The sequence below is a fragment of the Aliterella atlantica CENA595 genome (assembly GCF_000952155.1).
Classification (GTDB): Bacteria; Cyanobacteriota; Cyanobacteriia; order Cyanobacteriales; family Chroococcidiopsidaceae; genus Aliterella; species Aliterella atlantica.
Window position 1 is genome coordinate 74,686 of record NZ_JYON01000021.1, and the last position, 20,006, is coordinate 94,691.

The following is a 20,006-nucleotide window of genomic DNA, read 5'->3' on the forward strand; positions in this document are numbered from 1 at the left end:
AATGCAACCTCAGCCACCGCAACCCTACGCCCCAGTAATTATCAAGCTCCTACAAGGAGCAATTTACAATGACGATCCCCATTGGGAACGGTTGCAAAGCTATTTGACTCCCATTAAAGAATACTTTGGTAAGATTGGTCTGCAAGTTCAAAACTATGACACGGAAGGCTTTGCTTATTTAGAGCAACCAGATCCAGAGCCAGAAGAGCGGACAGAACCCCTGCCTAGACTAACTGTTCGTCGTCAGTTGAGCTTTACAGTCACAGTTTTTTGCGTATTGCTGCGCGATCAATTACGACAATTTGATGCCAGCGACGCTATTGGCAAATTAATCCTTAGCATTGAACAAATTAGAGATTTATTACAACCCTACCTGCCGGAAGAAAATAATGAAGACAGATTTCGGCGCGAGGTAGAGGGATTGATAAAGCAAACTAGCGAATTTGGGTTCTTAAAACGCCTGTCTGGACAAGATGAAAATTATGAAGTGCGTCCCATCCTCAAAGCCAAAATTGATGCAGATACCCTAGAACTTCTAAAACAAAAGCTAGAAACCTATGCAAATCCCACTGTATCTTGACCAATTAAATGGTCACAACCCTGATGCGCTAGCAGGCTTTCGTCTCCAACGCTTTGAGGTGCTGAACTGGGGTACGTTCGACAAACGCCCTTGGGTGATGAATTTGCTGGGCAATATGGCTTTGCTTACTGGGGCGAACGGTTCGGGAAAATCCACATTGGTGGATGCATTGCTAACTTTACTGGTTGCTAATAAGCGCCGCAACTATAATCAGGCTTCTAGCACTACAAGTAAAAAAGAACGCGATGAAAAAAGTTACGTGCAAGGGGCGTATGGTCGTACCCGCGTGGAAGAATCCTATGGCTCAAAACCCAAATTGCTGCGAACAGATGGAACGCTGACAGTATTGCTGGCATATTTTAGCGATCGCCTGACCAAGCAAGACCTAACGCTAGCACAGGTGTTGTGGATAGAAGCTGGCTCTGTGCGTAAGTTTTTTGCGACCGCTAATACCGAACTTGCGATCGATTCTCATTTCACTTCATCTACTCGAATTGCAGACTTAAAGAAACACTTAAAAGCAAGCGGGGTAGAAGTCTTTGACGAATTTGGGAAGTACAGCCAGCAATTTCGCAAACGCCTCGGCTTACAATCGGAAAAAGCCTTGGATTTGTTCAATCAAACCGTCAGCATCAAAGAGATTGGCGGATTAAATGACTTTGTTCGCAATCATATGTTGGAAAAGACAGATGTGCAGACAAAGATTCGTGAGTTGCAAGAAAGCTATGAGAATCTCACAATTTCTCACGAGGCAATTCAAAAAGCCCGCCGACAATTAGGGTCCCTTGTACCGCTTACTGGAAGAAGCAGAAAAATATGCAAAACTAAAAAACGAAGTTGCAAAGCTACAGAGCTTTTTACCCATTGTTCCTGCTTTCTTTGCCAGCAAAAAATTCCGCTTGTTAACTCAAGAACTGGAATCTACCAGTCAGCAGCTAACTCAATTGCAAGATGAACAAACACAGTGCGATCGCACTCTTGAATATCTACGTCAGGAAGAGAAGCAGTTAGAGATTTCTATCAGTAACGATAGCGTTGGGCAAAGATTGCAAGAACTCAAGCGAGAACTAGAACAACGGCAAAAAGAGCTAACTAGCAAGAAAAATCAGACAAAAGAATACGATCGCCTTGCTCAACAGTTAGATTTACTTCCATACACTGACAGCACAACGTTTTATGCAGCAAGAACAAAAGGAGAAAAACTAAAGCAAGACATTGATGAAGCGTTGCAAACTTTAGTAGCACGAAGGGATGATGAAATTGCACTGCGTAGCGATCTGCAAAAACAACAAGCAAAACTGGAAGATGAGTTAAAATCTCTCCGCAGCCGCAAAAGCCAGATTCCTAAAACTAATCTTGATATCCGCGATCGCCTTGTCCGTGACTTAAATCTATCCCAAAGCGATCTGCCCTTTGTTGGAGAGCTTTTACAAGTCCGCCTTGAGGCACAGGAATGGGAAGGTGCGATCGAGCGCCTGCTTCGAGGGTTTGGCTTGTGCGTTTTGGTTTCTGAGGCTCATTATCAAGCAGTCAATGCTTATGTATATCGGACTGATTTGAAGGAAAGGTTAGTCTACTATCGCGTGACTCCAGCAGTTACCAGTCCAACACAACGCGCCCTCAATCCGCAGCAAATTCCTCACAAGCTAGAAATTAAGCAAGACAACGATACATTCTCGCAATGGTTGCGGGATCGATTGGTGCGTAAATTTAGCTATGTTTGTTGCGATACAGTAGAGCAGTTCCAACATGAAACTCTTGCTATCACCCGCTCAGGACTGCTTAAACATGGAGCAGAACGGCATGAAAAAGACGATCGCTTCCAAATTAGCGATCGCAGTCAATATATTTTGGGTTGGAATAACGCTAGCAAGATTAGAGCGTTAGAAACTGAGTTAAAGCAAATCAATCAAGAACTTACGCAAATTGATAAAAAAGTACAACAACTGGAGCGCGATCGCGCTCCAACGGATGCAACAAACATCGTGGCTGCAAGACTTTATGAAGTTTGTTGATTTCTCGGAAATCGATTGGCGAACAATAGAAAGCGATCGTCTCAAACTTCAAGAGCAAAAACAGCAATTAGAAGCTAGTTCCGATTGTCTCAAGCAGCTAGAAACAGACCTTCAGAGCGCTCAACAAAAAATTGCTCAAGCAGGACAACACCGCGACAATTTAATTCGAGATATTGAAACTCTTAGAACTAAACAACGCAATAATCAGAGCCAACAGAAAGAATGTGATGCTAAAATGCGCTCAATTACTGAGCAAGATATTCAGGCATTTGCAACGCGCTGGAGTACCAAAATCACGAAACAGATGAGTTTAGAGACGATTGCTCAAGAGGAGGAAACCTTACGCGATGTTCTTCAAGAACAACTCCGTCAACGAGAGCAACAGCAAAATACATCTGGTAGTTTGTTAACTATGCAAATGTACAAATTTAAAAGTGTTTTTCCTGAAATAACCTCAGAACTGCTAACATCCTTGGAATATTTAGATGAATATCTTAAACTTAAAATTCAAATAGAGAAAGACGACTTACATCCTCACGAAAAACGTTTTAAACAATTGATGAATGAGAAAGTAATCATTGCTATATCAATGTTCAAGAGTTCTCTAGAAAAGCAAGAAGAGGAAATCCAGCAAAGTATAGAAGAACTAAATGAATCCTTGCAGAATATTAATTACACAGATTCTACTTATATTAAATTATGCTGCGAATCAACCCGTTACCGTGAAATTCGAGACTTTAAGCAAGATTTGATTGTTTGTCTAGGCGATATTGCTCGTTATAGTGCTGAAGACAACGAAGAACGATTTAAAAATATTCAAAGTCGCTTAATTGAACGATTTAAGTCTCAAGACCAATGGACGGGTTTAGTTACCGATGTTCGTAATTGGCTAGATTTTTCGGTCAGCGAACGCTACCGCTCAGATAACGCTGAAAAAGAACACCATACCGATTCATCAGGAAAATCTGGCGGGCAAAAAGTCAAATTAGCCTACACTATCTTAGCATCAGCGATCGCCTATCAATTTGGCTTAAGTCAAGATACAGGAAAAAATAAGTCTTTCCGTTTTGTGGTAATTGACGAAGCATTTAGTAAATCCGATGATAGTAATGCTCGTTATGCAATGCAACTATTTAAAAACTTAAACTTACAACTTTTAGTTGTAACTCCAAAAGATAAAATCAATGTAATTGAGTCTTACATTTCTAGCCTTCACTTCGTTTATAACGCATTAGAAGGAAACTATTCAAAAATTTCCTCTATTCTCATTGAAGAATATAGACAAAATTGCCAGCTTACTTTTATCCAAACTCGTGATTAATCCTGCTCAGATTCTACAAAAAGCCAATAGTTGTTATTCTTTATTTCTTCGTTCATTTCTCACACAAGAAAACTTTTTCCCCCTTGAACTTTCTATAGGCTCTTTGCCCAAGGATTACCTTGTTTTGCGGACAGAATTAACTCAGTTGATTGATAATTCAAAACAAAATTTATGTTATGGCTATAATCTTGAACTAAAGTCTCGTAAAACTCATAAACACGGGCAACAATCCCTCCCTAAACGCATCAGTATTGAAACTGAGGAAGATTACTTAAAGCTGATACAAAAAGAGCAAGAATTTATAAAATTTAAAGCAGATGTAGACCTTATCCGTGTAGCAGTCCCCGAACTCAATTGGTGGCTTTGTCAAAATCCCTTAGAAGTGATTAAGCATAGCGACTGGCATGATTTACTCAAAGTTTGCCAGTATTTTCAAAGCAACCCTAAAATTAACTTGTATATTCGAGAATTACCTATTCAAGTTCACACCAAATTCATTGAACAAAATAAAGATATTCTGCGTAGGCTTTTAGAAGCTATCTTACCAATTGAACAGCTTATCTCCGTAGAAGGTGAAAGAGAATGTGTTTTTGAAAAGCGTTTTTCTCTGCGTTACCGCGAACCAACTATTCGTTTTAGAGTCTTAGATCGAACAATAAAAGCTAGATATAGCTTGCCCTTCTTTGATATCAGTACGCCCATTTCTGAATTTAGACAACTTTGCTTAGAATCTCACCGATTCTTTATTACAGAAAATTTAATGAATTTTCTGACTTTCCCTGGTCAAAACAATGGTCTGGCAATTTTTGGTGGTGGGTATGCGATTCAAGCTTTAAAATCTGTTACTTGGTTATCACAGTGTCCTATCTTTTATTGGGGTGATTTGGATGTTGACGGATTTAAGATTCTTTCTCAACTGCGATCGCACTTTCCTCAAACAATATCTATAATGATGGACATTAAAACCTTTGAAACTTTCCAAGAATTTGCTGTTCCTGATTCTAGTGGGGGTACTGTAACTTTACCTCACTTGACTGGTGAAGAACAGTCTCTATATGCTTATCTATCGCTTTATGGAAAACGTCTAGAACAAGAACATATTAGTCAAGATTATGCTAACTATTATTTGCAAAATTTGGTGCAACTTATCTAAGTAAAGTTTTAGAGTAAATCAATAGGATATATATAATCTTTTAGTACAATATCCCCTATTGGGTGGACATAAGAAAACTTTTGTATAATCTCAAATATAGATGCTAGGAAGAAAGTTTCTGTATGTTACACGTAAAAATAGCCATGATGCTTGTACAAAAGTTTCAGTATAAAAAACAATTGGTTTGCTTTGATTTCTTAGCGGTAAAAGTAGCTATGATTTAATTACAAATAATTAATAAATTAGTGTAATCGGTAACTTAGATTTTAATATTTATGCAATTTCAAGAATTGGAGAAACAACGTCAGATCAATCGCTCTCTCTCGCAAGAAAAATTCTCTGAGCGTATCTCAGCGATACAAGAATGCATGAATGCACAGTATAAGTATGCTGAGTTATTTCATGGTTTTCTAGGGAAACACAACCTTACTGGACATAGCGATGCGGAAGCACCGATTATATCAGCATTAATTAAAAATGAAATTGCGATTTATTCAAGTCTTATCCTAACAATAGATGGTTTATATGGCTCTGCCTTAGTGCTACTACGTTCAGTATATGAGGCGTTAATGATTGCAAAATTTTCGTCTTTACGACAACGTGACAACCTTATATCTAAATGGGTAGCTGGAGAGACAATCTATTTTTCTAATGCAATTTTGAAGAAAATTATTGTGCCAGATATTACTGAACTAACAGCCCTTTGGGAGATCCTCTGCAAAGCATCTCACGCAACTATTTATTCATATTAGATAACAATGCAATTTGAGGAGATAGAGAATGAAATATCTGCCAATTTAGCTATCTTATCTATGTTACTAGGCTGCAATTTTCACTTAATGAACAAACATTATGTTACAAACTCAATGATTTATCTCGCCAAAAGATATCATAGCCAAGAAGGAGAGTTTCAGCGCCGTTGAGATTCCGCCAAGATTGCTACTCAAGGTTTGACCAAATTTCTCTCTCAAACAGGGCGGCAGGTTATTAAAGAGTATTCTAGAGTATGGAAATTAGCGCCTCCAGTTATTTCCTAGCGTGTATAGTAGACAGGCGGCTAATAATTCTGGTGCAACAGACTGGTCAAAGTCGCTTGGGTAGTAAGCAAAGATACTGACAGTTGCGATCGCAACTGTTAGTCTGCTCAAGCTATCAGTTGATTTGCAAAACCCATTAGCATTGATTCTGTCGAGCTATCTTTTGAGCCAGAGGTCAGGGTTCAAACACTTTTAGATGAAGTTATCTTTGAAAAAGAGTTGTGTACTAATAGTTATTCAACATATGGAAGCAGGTATATGGCTGGAAACGTTTCTGGTGTTCTAAATCAGGGAGGATAAACCTAGCTGATAATATCTGTAGATGCTGTTCATGTTAACAGCACTATTTATAGAGATTAAATTGGTACTTAACACAATTATGCTTTAGAGCAAAACTTGGTAGAAGCTTTTGATGAGAGCCAGCAAATTTTCAATCGTCTTACTCAGACTTACCCGACTTCAACTGCATCTGAGCAACAAATTATTATGGCGGAAACTGTGAAGCAGGTAGAGCAAAACTCAACTTCGAGCGAGTGACGGTTGGAGAATAGGCATTTATCTTTGCAGCACTCCAAAAAGCTTCAAATCGGTGGGGGTTAGCTCATTTGTGAAAGCGATTGAAGCCGGAATTAAGGGAGAGTACGAAACTGAGTTTAATAATTAATGGAGAAAACTGATGCAAATCACGATCGACCTACCGCCAGATATTGAACAAGACTTGATCCGTCAATCGGCTCAGTTTAATATTCCGCTCCAGACATTGATTCTGCAAGCCTTACGCCGAGTAATTCAAACGCCATCTGTTTTCAGTTCTCAATGGTCGGAGGTTATATTGTCCTATGAAGGAATTCCCGACTTCCCTGCATTTGAATCCTACCGTGATGAACTCCTTCCGCCTTGTGAACCAGAGCTATTGTGATGCGATTTTTACTCGATACCTGCGTTATTAGCGACTTCATTAAGGGTGAAATTGGTACAAAAGTTAGGCTTAAGCAAACTCCGCCTAGTGAAATTGCCGTTTTTGTAATTACGGTTATGGAGTTAAGCTACGGATTGTTACTCAATCCGCAACGTGCTAAGAAGGTTGAATCAACAATTGCCAGTTTTCTAGCTTCTGTAATAATTCTCCCTTTCAGTAGTGTAGAGGCTGAAAAAGCTGCTCAAATCCGTGCTGCGCTAAAATCTCAAGGACAGCCGATTGGTGCTTACGATGTCTTGATTGCGGCTACTGCGCTTGAACACAACCTACTCATGATTACAGCAAATCAACGAGAATTTGAGCGAGTTCTTGGTCTACAGACCGAGAATTGGCGACAGTCTTAGAAAATTGGCTGGTGCAAACGGCAGAATAAAAACACGCTGGAGCAGATGGATAAGAAACACTAATTGTCAAGAGTGCGTTGTCTGCTACCGATCGCAAACTTTATACTGTGGTTTCGTTGGTAGGGAAAAAATCGAAAGCTTACCTACTGGTATTCACAGTCAAGTCATTGTGAATCGATCGCTCAATATTCAGCCAAGTCTGCTTAGTACCGAGCGATCTCTATTCTATATTCAACAGTAGGGTGCGTTGCCCAGGCAACGCACCCTACTGACCAAATCTTACAAGCTAGTTAAAAGCGTCTTTGATATTATCAACAGTGCGTTTTACAGCATTCATGGACTTATCTACTGCTTTTTCTGTCCGAGATGCATCTTCTTCTGCTCTGTCGTAAATTGTATCTCTGTCGCTCTTTGCTTTGCGTTCAGCTACAGCATCGTCACCAGTTGATTTATCAACTTTTCTAGCATTGCTACTAGCTGCATCTTCAACTTTGTCTTTTGTATCGCGAATAAAGTTCTTGGAACCCTTAGCAACATCATCTGCTGCGTCTTTAACTTTATCACCTGCGTCTCTAGAGGCAACTAATGTCGGCGATGCCATTGCTGAATTATCTACGAAAAATCCACCTTGCCACACAAATGCGATCGCGCTAAAACAAAATACTGTTGTAGCTACCCAGCGTCCTAGCGTAGAAAGTTGTTTGGTAAAATTATTTAGCTTCATAGAATACAATCTTCCTTAAGATTTAGCATTCTCTTTTTACTCGATTTAATAGAACGCTCAAAACGCTCTCTAGATAGAGGTTTTTCTAGCCTATCCTGGCAACTAAGTTCCCTATTTTGATAGATTGAAGTCTGGAAAATTCGTGTTTGTTAGTTTCATCTGCTTTAGGATACATTTCTTTACTAAGTATTTAGCCTAAATCGCTACTAGCAGAAGTGGGAAAGCGTTGTCCACCATCTTCGCCATTATTGTAGTAATACAACGTGCGGATAGGATAGGGAATAGAAATATCTGCTTGTTCGCAAGCTTTTTTTAGAGCCACAATCACGCGGGTTTTAGTTTGACGCACTTGGACTTTCTGCGGCAATGTCCAGTAGCGAATCATTAAGTCTATGGAACTATCACCAAATCCTACTGCATCTACTTCGGGTTCTGGACTTGACAATACTCCCGGTACATTGTCTATCGCTTCAAGTAGTGTTTCCATTGCCGTCGATAAAGATGTATTGTAGTCTATACCCAATGCCAAATCTGTGCGGCGGTGAGGCATTGCTGTTAATACTTGAACGGGACTTGTAAACACGATCGCATTGGGAATTACTACTCGTTCTCCTTGATAAGTTTTGATTTGCGTAGAACGAATAGTGATATCTTCAATTGTTCCTTCAAACTCATTAACAATGATTTGATCGCCTAAGCGAAAAGGCTCATTTAATAATAGTATTATTCCTGCTAAAAAGTTCTTGAAAATATCTTGGAAAGCAAAACCAATTGCTACAGAACTTAATCCCAGTAAGCCAACAATATCTCCTAATCCTAAGTCGGGAAAAGCAAATATACAAGCTAACAAAACCCCTGCAACCCAAGTAGATACGTATGTAATTTGAATAAGTAGCGAACGCAAAGAGTCACTTTTGAGTATGCGTTTCCCCGCAATTATTGACATTCGCCTAGTAACATTGGCTATATATCGAGTTATCAATAAAATTATAATTGCAAAAATAATTCCTGGTAGCGATTCTATTACACTACCCGTTAGACGCAATAGACTTGATTGTATTTCTTGAATTAAAGCTTTCATTCGTTACTATATCTACTTTTAATCTAGGCTAAAATCGCTGAGTAAAGCTAATTGCTCTGGTTCTGTAATTACTACTCGCCAACTTTCTTCCCCTATTCTTTGAGGTGTAATATCTCTTAATTGAATTAATTCATCTACTGCATCTATAGGATCGATGGGAATTTGATTTAAAGTTTGTTTAGACACCGTTACTATATAAGTTTGGTTATCTGGCGTTAATACTTTAAGTTCGACATTTTCAGCAGTAACTACTTTATACTCTGTTACTTTACCTTCTATAACGAGCGCTTTTTGTTTTTGCTGCTGGCAAAATAGTCTAGTTGTTTTTTCTAAATTCAAAGATTTTACGTCAAAACCAGGACAACTGACAATTGTGTTTGTCCTATTGACAATTTTTCTTAACTCACCGTAATTAGGAATCTGTCCAATATTATAATTAGCTTTACTGCGAACTTTTTCTGGCGCATTTAAAAGTAATTTTTTAATTTTTTCTCGATCTTCACTAGCTAGTTTTGGCGATAAATATACACCCGCACCAGGTATAGCTTTACTGACATGAATGATTCGCAAACTGCGATCGCCTTTAATATTGTCATACCTGCTAGCTGCTATATCTACTTTACCTGCTTTAACTAATTTCATAGCTTCTCTAGGCGAGTAACCAGTACCTACGCGCATAGTTTTACCATACAAAGTATAAATAGGTAAGTGAAATGTTGGTGCTGATTCTGGACTACCTAAAGCAATAGTGGTGTATGCATTAATGTCAGCAATAGATTCAATAGAACTATCCGAACGCACGTATAACGCCGAACGATAATAAGGTGTTGATTCAGGAAACATAGTAGCAACGCCAACGTAGCCATTATCTTCTGCTGCAATTGAAAATAAAGGAAATCTAGTAAACGCTACATCCCATGTTTTATTAACTATGCGTTGGGAAATTTCTGAATAGGGAGCGTCTCTATCGACTTTGATTCTACCTTTAAGTTGCTTTTGTAAGTAAAGTGCTAAAGTGAGATAATCTGCATCTTGTGGTGGAATTGCTACACCGATAACTAATGGTTGCGATCGCAAATCCTTGTAACAATTATTCCAAATTTTCTTTTCACCTTTATTTGGACACGCTTGACTCGATTGCCAACTACTAAATGCACCAACACCAACTAACGCGATCGCAATACCTAGCGCAGATCCTATAGTTAATTTAGACTTGTCTTTTAAAAATTTCATTGTTTGCCTTAATGTATTAGGCGATACACAAGTTTCCTTAATGTACTACTTCTAATCAGCAGTTTGTGCAAAACAAGCTAAGTTTTGTCGTCTCTAGTCCTAGCGAACTAAAGTAGTACAGAGGTGTCGATCTTTGTAATTACTAATGCATACAATTGAGAAACTGTCAACTAATAAAGCTTGGTCAAAAGCGATCGCCCAACCAGCCAAAGAATTTGCTCCTACAAAGTTATCTATCATCTCCGGCAGCATACCGCAAGGCTTACGCGGTTCATTGTATCGCAACGGTCCGGCACGCTTAGAACGTGGTGGGATAAAAGTAGGGCATTGGTTTGATGGCGATGGCGCAATTTTAGCAGTCCATTTTAGTGCTGATGGTGCAGAAGCTACTTATCGCTACGTACAGACAGCAGGATATCAAGAAGAAGCAAACGCCGATCGCTTGTTGTATGGTAACTATGGGATGACAGCACCAGGCGCAATCTGGAATCAATGGTTTAAACCAATCAAAAACGCTGCCAATACCTCAGTTTTAGCCTTACCAGATAGGTTACTCGCACTGTGGGAAGGTGGAAATCCTCATGCTTTAGATTTAGAAACTTTGGCAACCTGGGGTACAGATGAATTAGGAGCGCTGGAAAACAACTTACCTTATTCTGCTCATCCTAAATGCGACGCACAGACAGGAGAAATATTTAATTTTGGGATTAGTCCTGGTATAAATGCCAAACTGAATATTTATAAAAGCGATCGCACAGGTAAAATTACCAAAAAGACAGAATTTCCCTTAGATGGCATTCCCCTCATCCATGATTTTGTTTTAGCAGGGCAATATTTAGTATTTTTTGTCCCACCTGTACGAGTCAATCCATTACCGCTACTATTAGGATTAAGCAACTACAGCGATGCTCTAGAGTGGCAGCCACAACTAGGAACTCAAGTATTAGTTTTCGATCGCCATAGCCTATCGCTAGTAAGTCGGATTGAAGCGGAACCTTGGTATCAGTGGCATTTCGCCAATGGCTATGTAGATGATAGTAGTGCAATTGTTGCCCATATTATCCGCTATGAGGATTTCCAAACCAATCAATATCTTAAAGAAGTAGCCACAGGTGAAACTCATCGCACTGCTAAAAGTAGCTTGTGGGAAACAGTTGTTCACCCCACTAATGGCAAAGTAAGATCGCAGCAGATATTAGACAATCATTGTGAATTTCCAGTTGTACCACCGCAGCACGTAGGAAAAGCAGCCAGTCAGACTTATTTATCGCTGCATCGCCCTGGTGTAGATACTAGCAAAGAGTTGTTAGGAGCGATCGCTCGTTTTGACAACCAAACTAAAATCCTCACAGTAGCCGATATGGGAGAAAACCACTATCCCACAGAACCCATATATGCACCCAAAAGTGAAAACCCCGATTTAGGCTGGATAGTAACAGTTGTGTACGATGGTAATACCGATACAAGCGAAGTTTGGGTATTTGATAGCGACGGCTTAGATAGGGAACCTGTTTGCAGATTAGCTTTACCTAGTGTAATTCCCCCAGGTTTTCATGGTACATGGCATCCTGCGTAAATTTTGATGAGGATTTGCTAAATTAAGCTGCGTCAAGATGCACTTGTCAGTAAAAATATCTATGCGTCTTGGCGCAAAATAATATCTCTAAGATGAACAACAAAATTTATGGCTTATTACTGGTTTAAAGCATTTCACATCGTTGGTTTTGTCGTTTGGTTTGCTGGATTATTTTACCTAGTACGTCTATTTATCTACCACGTCGAGGCTGACGAAAAGCCGGAACCTGCAAAATCAATTCTCAAAGAACAATACCAGTTGATGGAAAAACGCCTGTACGGTATTATCACCAATCCAGGGATGTATGTAACGATCGCAATGGCAATTGGGTTAATATCTACTGAGCCTGACGTGCTAAAACAAGGATGGTTGCACATCAAACTAGCATTTGTTGTCGCTTTGATTGGCTATCACCATTATTGCAAGCGGTTGATGAGACAATTAGAGAAAGGCGAGTGTAAGTGGAGCAGTCAGCAGCTAAGAGGTTTAAACGAAGCACCTACTGTAATGCTCGTTGCGATTGTAATGTTAGCAATTTTCAAAGACAACTTACCTACCGATCTAACAGCCTGGGTAATATTTGCAATGATTATTGCAATGGCAGCAACTATTCAGCTATACGCTAGAAAACGCAGACTTGATAAAGAGCGCGTGTTAACAGAAGTACCGCAAGAATAGGTAAAAATCATAAATTAAGGGCGCATCTAAAAATGTGTCCTTTTTACTAAATCGAGGTACTTTCCTCATTCTCAAAGTAGCAATACATAAATTTCTATCTGCGTTCATCTGCGTCCATCTACGTTCGCCAATTAATTGCGTGCAACAAGTTTACTAAAATAGCGATCGCACTATATGCTGCTCTAGCAAACTAGCAAGCACTTCCTTAGACATCTCTCCTTGAGCTACTTGCATCACCATGTTATAAGCTTGCTCGTCAGACAAGTTTATGTTGTAGCCATTCAAGCGTAAAAATGCTTCCATTGCACCGTAAGCTGTACGTTTATTGCCATCCAAAAACGGATGATTTTTAGCAATGTGGTAGAGGTAAGCAGCAGCTTGTTCGTGAATTGTAGGATGCAACAGTTCACCAAAAAATGTCGCCTGGGGTTGGGAAAGCGCAGATTTTAGCAACCCTTCGTCTCTAATTCCAGACATACCACCAAGCCTATCGATTAGAATTTGGTGGATTTCGAGGATATCAGATATTTCTAAAAATTAGGAGTCTGCAAGGCGCTGGTAAACCTCCTTACGTTCTTCTAAAGAAGCTAAAAAAGCTTGAACTGCTTTACTCGGTGCTTTGGCTTGTGGCTTTACTTGCAAAGCACGCACAAATTCTAACGCTTCTACTAAAAGTGGTTCTGGTAATTGTTCGATTTCTTGGATGATTTGTTCTTTGGTATTCATAAAATGCGATCGCGCTTGATAATTGCCTACTCTAACTTTAGCTTTATATATTAGGCGTAAAATAGATAAAGCTAGTAACCTGTAGCTTTATGCGCTTATCTCAAGGACAGCTAAATATACTAGAACGTTGTCCGCGTCAATTTCAACATACATACTTAGAACAGCTTGGCTCTCCTACTAACTTAGAGCAACAAGAACGCCTTAGTTCTGGTAGTCGCTTTCATTTGTTGATGCAACAAAGAGAGTTAGGTTTACCTATAGATGCTTTAGTTAAGGAAGACGCACAACTGCAACGCTGGATGAATGCTTTTGCTGGTGCAGCTTCAGAAATACTATCGCCCAACTCCAACAGCAATTTCCGTGAAAGCGAACACTGTCGCACCTTGCAAATTGAAGAACATCTGCTGACAGTAATATATGACTTATTGATAGCAAGCGACCGCACTTGTCAAATTCTCGACTGGAAAACCTACCCTAAACCCCAAAATCGCAGCAAATTAGGGCAAAACTGGCAAACACTACTCTATCTCTACGTATTAGCCCAAACCAGCGAATATTTGCCCGAACAGATGTCTATGACTTACTGGTTTGTGCAATCTGAAGATAAACCGCAAAGTTCGACATTTACTTATAACAACACCCAACACCAGCAAACAGGACAAAAACTCAATCGACTACTGACTCAACTTACTAAATGGCTAGAACATTACGAACAAGGCGAACCATTTCCGCAAGTAGCAAATGGTAGTAGAGAATGCGAATATTGCCAATTTGTGACGCGCTGCGATCGCGATCGTTACGATAAAGAAGAAAGCATTAACCAAAACTGGCTATCAAATTTAGCTGATATTCAAGAATTGTCCTTATAAACTGCAAACTTTTAGCATAATTGGCGGTAAGCCGCGCATTAATCAATGGTAGAACATCTGCAAAACTGGCTTGTTGCACCACTAGATGAGCCAAAAGAGGAGTTTTTACAAGCGGTAAGAAGCTGCGCTCCCAGTGTAGACGGGCGTTATGCGGCTCAATTGCTTTGGCAGCGGGGGATTAGAGATGTAAAACAACTGGCGGGATTTATTAATCCTCAGTTGTATCAAGCTGCTAGTCCATTTGTATTTGGGCAAGAAATGCAGCTAGCTGTAGATAGATTGCAGCAAGCACGCGATCGCCATGAAAAGGTAACTATTTGGGGAGATTTCGACGCAGACGGGATTACCTCAACTGCTGTGTTATGGGATGGATTAGGTCAGTTTTTTGAGCGAAATCAGCAGCTATTTTATTACATCCCCAATCGTTTAACAGAGTCTCACGGGTTAAACAGTAAAGGAATTGACAAAGTTGCTCAAAATGGCAGCAAGTTGATTGTTACTTGCGATACTGGCAGCACTAATATTGATGAGATTAATTATGCCAAGTCATTAGGTATTGATGTCATAGTTACCGATCATCACACCTTACCAAGCGATCGCCCAGCGGTTACAGCAATTATTAATCCGCGTTATTTACCTAGCGAACATCAACTATTTCACCTTTCTGGGGTAGCTGTTGCTTACAAGTTAGTAGAAGCACTTTATCAAGCATTACCAGGCGTTCCGCAGCAGCCAATAGACGATTTACTAGATTTAGTAGCTATTGGCTTAATTGCTGACTTGGTGCAATTAAGTGGCGATTGTCGATATCTAGCGCAACGCGGGATCGAGAGGATGCAAAAAGATTGGCAGCAACCAGAAAGCCAAAGAAGACGACCAGGAGTAGGAAGGCTGTTAGACTTATGTAAAAGAAGTGGCGATCGCCCCACTGATATTTCTTTTGGTTTAGGTCCGAGAATTAATGCTGTCAGCCGCATTCAAGGCGATGCTTCTTTTTGCGTAGAGTTGCTAACTAGCCGCGATCTTAAGCGTTGCTATCAACTCGCCGAAGATACCGAACTTGCTAACACTCGCCGCAAATCATTACAAAAAGACGTACAACAGCAAGTAGCAGCCAAGCTCAATCAATTAGATTTATCAACTACAAACGTTATAGTGCTAGAAGATCCGCAATGGGCTGTAGGTGTATTGGGATTAGTAGCCGGACAAATAGCCCAAGAAACAGGTCGCCCGACGATTTTGTTGAGTACAGATGTAGAGACGTTGCGTGCAACGTCTCCAACGCTGTTAGCGCGTGGTTCGGCGCGTTCTGCGAACCAAGTCGATTTATATCAATTAGTTAAAGATCAAGCGCATTTATTGCACCGCTTTGGGGGACATCCGTTTGCAGCGGGGTTGAGTTTACCAGTAGAGAATATTCCATTATTTACAGAAGCAATAAACCAAAGATTGCGACAAACTTTAGGTCAAGCGATCGCTAAACCAACTATTCAAGCTGATTTGACAGTTACAGTTGCAGATTTGGGTAAGTCGCTATTTTGGGAACTAAAATTGCTCGAACCTTGCGGAATGGGCAACCTAGTACCCAAATTACTCATTCAAAATTGTTGGTTTGAAAATACTTGGCATCGCAACGAACAAGATTTGCGCGGGAAAAAGCTGCAATATATCAAAACTGACTTCGATCTTAGAGATGATGCAACAAATAGTAGCTTTCCTGGGATATGGTGGGGACACTACAAACACGAACTACCACCAGGGCGCTGCGATTGTATTGTAGAGCTAGACTACAACACCTACAAAAATCGCTACGAAATTCGGTTAATTGCGGTTAGAAGCACTATTCAAACTACGCATTCGCTAGCTACGCCGCAGATTCTTGACTGGCGTAAGGGCGATAAAGAGCATCAAGCATCTAACAACTTATTAGTAGTTAGCCAATGTCCTAGCAGTTGGGACGATTTACGAGCTTGGTACGAACGATCGCTGTATGAGCATAAGCAACTTGCGATCGCATATAATGCTCGCGATTTAATTCCAGCTAGTGAAGTTTGGCTGAAGCTTGTAGGTATTGCCAAATATCTCAGTCGCACTCAGCAAAGCGTTACGCGCACTCAATTAATGGAAAAGTTGGGAATTAGCGATCGCTTATTGCAACTAGGATTTCAAGCATTGCATCATTTGGGTTTCAAAGTCAGCTTCCAAAATCGAGCTTTTAAAATTAGCAATATTGCAGTAAAAGCTACTATTACCGATACCCAGTGCTTGCAAACAATCGATCAATTTATAGCTGCGGTAAAAGAAGAGCAATTTCAGCGTCAATATTTTTGTACGGTTCCTTTAGCTACGATCGCCCTAATCGTAGCTCAGGAAATTGTCGAGGAAATATAAAATATGCCACGTTTAGGGCAATCCACCGAGCTTGTAGGGTGCGTTGCGAACAACGCACCCTACTTCATGCTAAGTAATAAATTATTTTATAATGAAGCTACGATCGCTTATCGCGTAGCGGCAATTATGGCGAACAACAAAACCTTGGAACCGTTAAATTGCGATCGCCGTTTAAGACTCAAAAAAATTAAATTCTCGGCATTAATAAAGCCTCATTCAAATTCTGAGGCTTTTTTATTCTACATATTTTGAATGCTAATTGTGAAATCTCGATTTTTTCACTTTGAACAAAATTACAACGTCATTTGCTTTCTATTCTCTGTATCCAGGTGTTGTACTTACTGGATCTGGATCGCGGTAACGTGTGGGTTCCTCGTGCTTACGAGACAAACCTGCCAATCCTGCCAAGCCGATTAATCCTAGCCAACCCCAATCAAAATCGCGATCGCCTGTATTTGTGTCTGCTGTGCCTTGAGTTGGTGCTGTGGTAGTTGTGCCAGGAGCAGTATCAGTTTGTGCCGATACAGGCAGAGATAAAGGTAGAACAGCTACGCCTAGACCTATAACGCTAGCGCCAATTAAGCTTGGTAAGTTATAACGTTTCATATTTTGGAATTCCTTTTTACTAATGGGCTATAACCAACTTATCTGTTCTACTTTTAAGTAAAATCAATCTTCAGCTAGAAAGTTATAGCCTACAAGATTCATACCAAAGAGATACCAAAACGCTGATAACAGTGTCAAATGCTAACTTTTGGACATAGATAAATTAGTTATATTATTTAATAATTTTTCATTGCTCGCTGAATATCGCGTTGGTCTTGACGGCGCTTCAAATCTTCTCGCTTGTCATGTAGCTTTTTGCCTCGACACAGCCCGATAGTAACTTTAACTAAACCTTTCTTGAGATACATTTTTAAAGCTACCAATGTTAAGCCTTGCTGTTCTACTTTGCCAATCAGTTTGCGAATTTCTTGACGATGGAGTAATAATTTGCGGTTGCGGCGCGGTTCGTGATTAAAATACTTACCACTACCTGTATAAGGAGAAATATGCACGTTAATTAGCCAAACTTCACCATTACGGATTAGGGCATATCCATCTTGGAGGTTAGCTTTGCCCTCTCGAATTGACTTCACTTCGGTTCCCATCAGTTGAACTCCTGCTTCGTAGGTTTCCAGGATTTCATATTGATAGCGGGCTTGACGATTATCGCTAACTACTTTATAACTTTCGCTCTTGTCGCTCATGTACGCTTAATCCAGCTTCATTTTTTATCTTTAGATATGAAGCAATTTATCCATATTAATCAAAAACTCTAACTATTGGGCTATTTATTGCTACAAGTTAGCAAGGCAGCATTGTTATAGAGTAAATTTATCTAGATTGGGCATATCATAGGTAAAGCAATTTCCTCCTTTTGTTTGATGCTTTTTTGAATTGCTTGTGGATAACTTTTTTATTTTTGGAGAATGCAATGATAGCGATCTATTAGGGAAATTTATCGATAGGATATATAAATCAGGCTTATTTATTGTTTTAGTTACAGTTATTAGTTATAAACCTTAGTTCTAGATCATGACCTTGACGATCCTTGTTGCTGATGACGATCTAGGGACTCGTTTAGCGATCGGCGACTACCTGGAAATGTATGGCTATTCCGTGATCATGGCAGATGATGGTCAAGCGGCGCTGGCGATGGTAGAAGAATATCACCCGCATTTGATGGTGACAGATATTGTCATGCCGCGCATGAACGGTTACGAATTAGTAAGACAAGTTCGCCAGCACCCAGTATTTCGCTTACTACCAGTGATATTTCTCAGCGCTCACAATGAAACTGAAGAGAGGATTAAAGGTTATCATTCAGGATGCGATCTTTACTTGCCTAAACCTTTTGAACTTAAAGAATTAGGTGCAGCGATTCAAAACTTGTTAGAGAGATCGCAAGCCCTCCATTCAGATTATCGCGTGTCTCTGACAGAGACTTTACGTGCTTTTATGCAAAGTAATGCGATCGCACCTACCAATAGCTGCGCTCTGTCTTTGCATCTGACAAATAGAGAACGACAAGTAGTAGAACTACTCGTTAAAGGACTTTCTAACGCCGAAATTGGCAGTCAATTACACTTAAGTTCCCGTACTGTAGAAAAGTACGTCAGTAGCCTATTGCGGAAAACTGAAACTAGCAACCGCGCTGAATTAGTAGGTTTTGCCCTCAAGCATCGTTTGGTAGATTAACTAACTGCTTGCTCGCTCAATTTGCGTTAATAGTCCAGAGCAAGCATCAAGCAATAAATCGATAACGTAATTAAATCCTTCAGGTCCTCCATAATAAGGATCTGGGACTTCTTTATCTGTATGTTTGGAGCAAAATTCGCACATCAGATGAACTTTGTGCTTGTATTGTCCGCTTGGATCGAGAGCAAGAATATCTCGATAGTTCTCAGCGTCCATCGCTAAGATAAGATCGAAATTGGCTAAATCTGACTTTTGCAGTTGCCTGGCTTGACCTAACAATTTTAGCCCTAGTTTACTAGCTGCGGCTGTACTCATCCGTCGATCTGGAGGGCTACCGATATGATAGCTAGCCGTACCCACCGAATCGCAAGTAATGCTACTTGCCAAATGTGCCTGTGCGACTAAATAATTCATAATATTTTCTGCTGTCGGCGATCGGCATATATTACCAAGACAGACAAATAGAAGTTTGGTCATAGTAATTCATAATCTATAATTCAACATCCAATTTTATCTACGGAAGCTGGAAAGATTTTTCTTTCTATTTAGATAAAAAGGCGAGACTTGTATCCTCGCGCATTAAGAATTTGTCTCAGTTATTGAAATATAAGTATAATTGCTTTTAAGAGTGCTAGCACCGTGTTTGTTGCTAGCGCTGCACTCTAAAACATTTACATCCCAGGTAATTCCAGTCCGCTTGTCAATTCTTCCATTCGTTCGCGCATTGTTGCTGTAGATTTGTTATAAGCATCTTTCATAGCTGCTGTTACCAAGTCCGAAAGCACTTCAGCACCTTCACTGGCTGCATCTGGCGAAATTTCTACTCGTCGGGGTTCTTGATTGCCGCTGAGAACTACTTTAACTAGCCCACCACCAGATTCGCCTAATATTTCCATTTGCTCCAATTCTTCTTGAAGCTTCTTAGCATTTTCTTGAACTTGCTGGGCTTTTTTGAAAGCATCAGCTAATTCCTTCATTTTGCCTAACCCAAATCCAAAGCCCTGTCCTTTTGACATGATTATTTGACCGTGTAGTAATTGATTTAAAGTTCCACTAAA

22 protein-coding genes and 1 pseudogene are annotated in these 20,006 nt (G+C 40.0%); 13 read left to right on the forward strand and 10 right to left on the reverse strand.

All coding sequences use genetic code 11. The annotated features are described in order from the left end of the window. Position 1: 1 nt before the first annotated feature. The 4 genes and pseudogenes from UH38_RS17550 (at position 2) to UH38_RS17565 (ending at position 5,821) form a co-directional block, all read left to right on the forward strand. Positions 2-580: a DUF4194 domain-containing protein gene (locus UH38_RS17550; protein WP_045056010.1), complete on the forward strand. Its 579-nt coding sequence runs from the start codon at positions 2-4 to the stop codon at positions 578-580. After that, positions 558-3,916, forward strand: a pseudogene (locus tag UH38_RS28445) (ATP-binding protein). The gene UH38_RS17550 and the pseudogene UH38_RS28445 overlap by 23 nt, the downstream one beginning before the upstream one ends. Further along, positions 3,909-5,069 (forward strand): Wadjet anti-phage system protein JetD domain-containing protein, encoded by a 1,161-nt coding sequence (locus UH38_RS17560; RefSeq protein WP_045055983.1) that lies wholly within the window; start codon positions 3,909-3,911, stop codon positions 5,067-5,069. Before UH38_RS28445 ends, UH38_RS17560 begins: the two are co-directional and overlap by 8 nt. 275 nt (positions 5,070-5,344) lie before the next feature. Then, entirely contained in the window at positions 5,345-5,821 is a 477-nt protein-coding gene (locus tag UH38_RS17565) for a hypothetical protein (RefSeq protein WP_045055984.1), read from the forward strand. 261 nt (positions 5,822-6,082) lie between these two features. Here UH38_RS17565 and UH38_RS27940 read toward each other — a convergent pair whose 3' ends face one another. Then, entirely contained in the window at positions 6,083-6,217 is a 135-nt protein-coding gene (locus tag UH38_RS27940; RefSeq protein ID WP_268748899.1) for a hypothetical protein, read from the reverse strand. A gap of 285 nt (positions 6,218-6,502) precedes the next feature. Here UH38_RS27940 and UH38_RS26855 point away from each other — a divergent pair, with 285 nt between their 5' ends. The 3 genes from UH38_RS26855 to UH38_RS17575 all read left to right on the forward strand — a co-directional run bounded on the left by UH38_RS26855 (position 6,503) and on the right by UH38_RS17575 (position 7,429). Then, positions 6,503-6,643: a hypothetical protein gene (locus UH38_RS26855; protein WP_160295986.1), complete on the forward strand. Its 141-nt coding sequence runs from the start codon at positions 6,503-6,505 to the stop codon at positions 6,641-6,643. A 139-nt stretch (positions 6,644-6,782) separates the two neighbouring features. Beyond that, positions 6,783-7,025, forward strand: a complete 243-nt coding sequence (locus UH38_RS28255; protein ID WP_045055985.1) for a hypothetical protein — start codon at positions 6,783-6,785, stop codon at positions 7,023-7,025. After that, entirely contained in the window at positions 7,025-7,429 is a 405-nt protein-coding gene (locus tag UH38_RS17575; RefSeq protein WP_045055986.1) for a type II toxin-antitoxin system VapC family toxin, read from the forward strand. The genes UH38_RS28255 and UH38_RS17575 overlap by 1 nt, the downstream gene beginning before the upstream one ends. A 286-nt stretch (positions 7,430-7,715) precedes the next feature. On the opposite strand, the gene UH38_RS17580 is transcribed toward UH38_RS17575, so the two are convergent. From UH38_RS17580 to UH38_RS17590, 3 genes are all read right to left on the reverse strand, one after another. Next, positions 7,716-8,153, reverse strand: a complete 438-nt coding sequence (locus UH38_RS17580) for a hypothetical protein (RefSeq protein ID WP_045055987.1) — start codon at positions 8,151-8,153, stop codon at positions 7,716-7,718. 190 nt (positions 8,154-8,343) lie between these two features. Beyond that, the gene (locus UH38_RS17585; protein ID WP_045055988.1) at positions 8,344-9,234 is read right to left on the reverse strand and encodes a mechanosensitive ion channel family protein; all 891 of its coding nucleotides are present in this window, start codon (positions 9,232-9,234) and stop codon (positions 8,344-8,346) included. 18 nt (positions 9,235-9,252) lie between these two features. Continuing rightward, positions 9,253-10,467: a phosphate/phosphite/phosphonate ABC transporter substrate-binding protein gene (locus UH38_RS17590; protein WP_052672435.1), complete on the reverse strand. Its 1,215-nt coding sequence runs from the start codon at positions 10,465-10,467 to the stop codon at positions 9,253-9,255. Positions 10,468-10,612: 145 nt separating this feature from the next. Here UH38_RS17590 and UH38_RS17595 point away from each other — a divergent pair, with 145 nt between their 5' ends. Beyond that, positions 10,613-12,043 carry a carotenoid oxygenase family protein gene (locus tag UH38_RS17595; protein ID WP_045055989.1) on the forward strand — a complete coding sequence of 477 codons (1,431 nt, stop codon included), beginning with the start codon at positions 10,613-10,615 and terminating at the stop codon, positions 12,041-12,043. Positions 12,044-12,151: 108 nt separating this feature from the next. Continuing rightward, complete coding sequence (hemJ, locus tag UH38_RS17600; RefSeq protein WP_045055990.1) at positions 12,152-12,721, forward strand: protoporphyrinogen oxidase HemJ; 570 nt, start codon at positions 12,152-12,154, stop codon at positions 12,719-12,721. 153 nt (positions 12,722-12,874) lie between these two features. On the opposite strand, the gene UH38_RS17605 is transcribed toward hemJ, so the two are convergent. Beyond that, a complete protein-coding gene (locus UH38_RS17605; protein ID WP_235355327.1) occupies positions 12,875-13,198 on the reverse strand; it encodes a type II toxin-antitoxin system death-on-curing family toxin in 324 nt (107 codons plus the stop codon). Between the two features lie 60 nt (positions 13,199-13,258). Then, positions 13,259-13,447: a hypothetical protein gene (locus UH38_RS17610; protein ID WP_045055992.1), complete on the reverse strand. Its 189-nt coding sequence runs from the start codon at positions 13,445-13,447 to the stop codon at positions 13,259-13,261. 89 nt (positions 13,448-13,536) lie between these two features. Between UH38_RS17610 and UH38_RS17615 the strand changes: the two genes are divergently transcribed. From UH38_RS17615 to UH38_RS17625, 3 genes are read left to right on the forward strand one after another with little or no spacing between them, the layout of a single operon-like run. Next, on the forward strand, positions 13,537-14,316 hold the full coding sequence (locus UH38_RS17615; protein WP_045055993.1) for a PD-(D/E)XK nuclease family protein: 780 nt from the start codon (positions 13,537-13,539) through the stop codon (positions 14,314-14,316). Between the two features lie 45 nt (positions 14,317-14,361). Then, positions 14,362-16,707: a single-stranded-DNA-specific exonuclease RecJ gene (gene recJ / locus UH38_RS17620; protein WP_045055994.1), complete on the forward strand. Its 2,346-nt coding sequence runs from the start codon at positions 14,362-14,364 to the stop codon at positions 16,705-16,707. 3 nt (positions 16,708-16,710) lie between these two features. After that, complete coding sequence (locus UH38_RS17625) at positions 16,711-16,959, forward strand: hypothetical protein (RefSeq protein ID WP_045055995.1); 249 nt, start codon at positions 16,711-16,713, stop codon at positions 16,957-16,959. A 60-nt stretch (positions 16,960-17,019) separates the two neighbouring features. On the opposite strand, the gene UH38_RS17630 is transcribed toward UH38_RS17625, so the two are convergent. Then, positions 17,020-17,313 (reverse strand): WGxxGxxG family protein, encoded by a 294-nt coding sequence (locus tag UH38_RS17630; RefSeq protein ID WP_045055996.1) that lies wholly within the window; start codon positions 17,311-17,313, stop codon positions 17,020-17,022. Between the two features lie 176 nt (positions 17,314-17,489). Continuing rightward, a complete protein-coding gene (gene smpB, locus UH38_RS17635; RefSeq protein ID WP_045055997.1) occupies positions 17,490-17,957 on the reverse strand; it encodes an SsrA-binding protein SmpB in 468 nt (155 codons plus the stop codon). A gap of 328 nt (positions 17,958-18,285) precedes the next feature. On the opposite strand from smpB, the gene UH38_RS17640 reads away from it, so the two are divergent. Then, positions 18,286-18,948, forward strand: a complete 663-nt coding sequence (locus tag UH38_RS17640; protein WP_045055998.1) for a response regulator transcription factor — start codon at positions 18,286-18,288, stop codon at positions 18,946-18,948. On the opposite strand, the gene UH38_RS17645 is transcribed toward UH38_RS17640, so the two are convergent. After that, positions 18,949-19,425: a low molecular weight protein-tyrosine-phosphatase gene (locus UH38_RS17645; RefSeq protein ID WP_072044943.1), complete on the reverse strand. Its 477-nt coding sequence runs from the start codon at positions 19,423-19,425 to the stop codon at positions 18,949-18,951. A gap of 194 nt (positions 19,426-19,619) precedes the next feature. After that, complete coding sequence (locus UH38_RS17650; RefSeq protein WP_144405711.1) at positions 19,620-19,967, reverse strand: YbaB/EbfC family nucleoid-associated protein; 348 nt, start codon at positions 19,965-19,967, stop codon at positions 19,620-19,622. Positions 19,968-20,006: the final 39 nt, after the last annotated feature.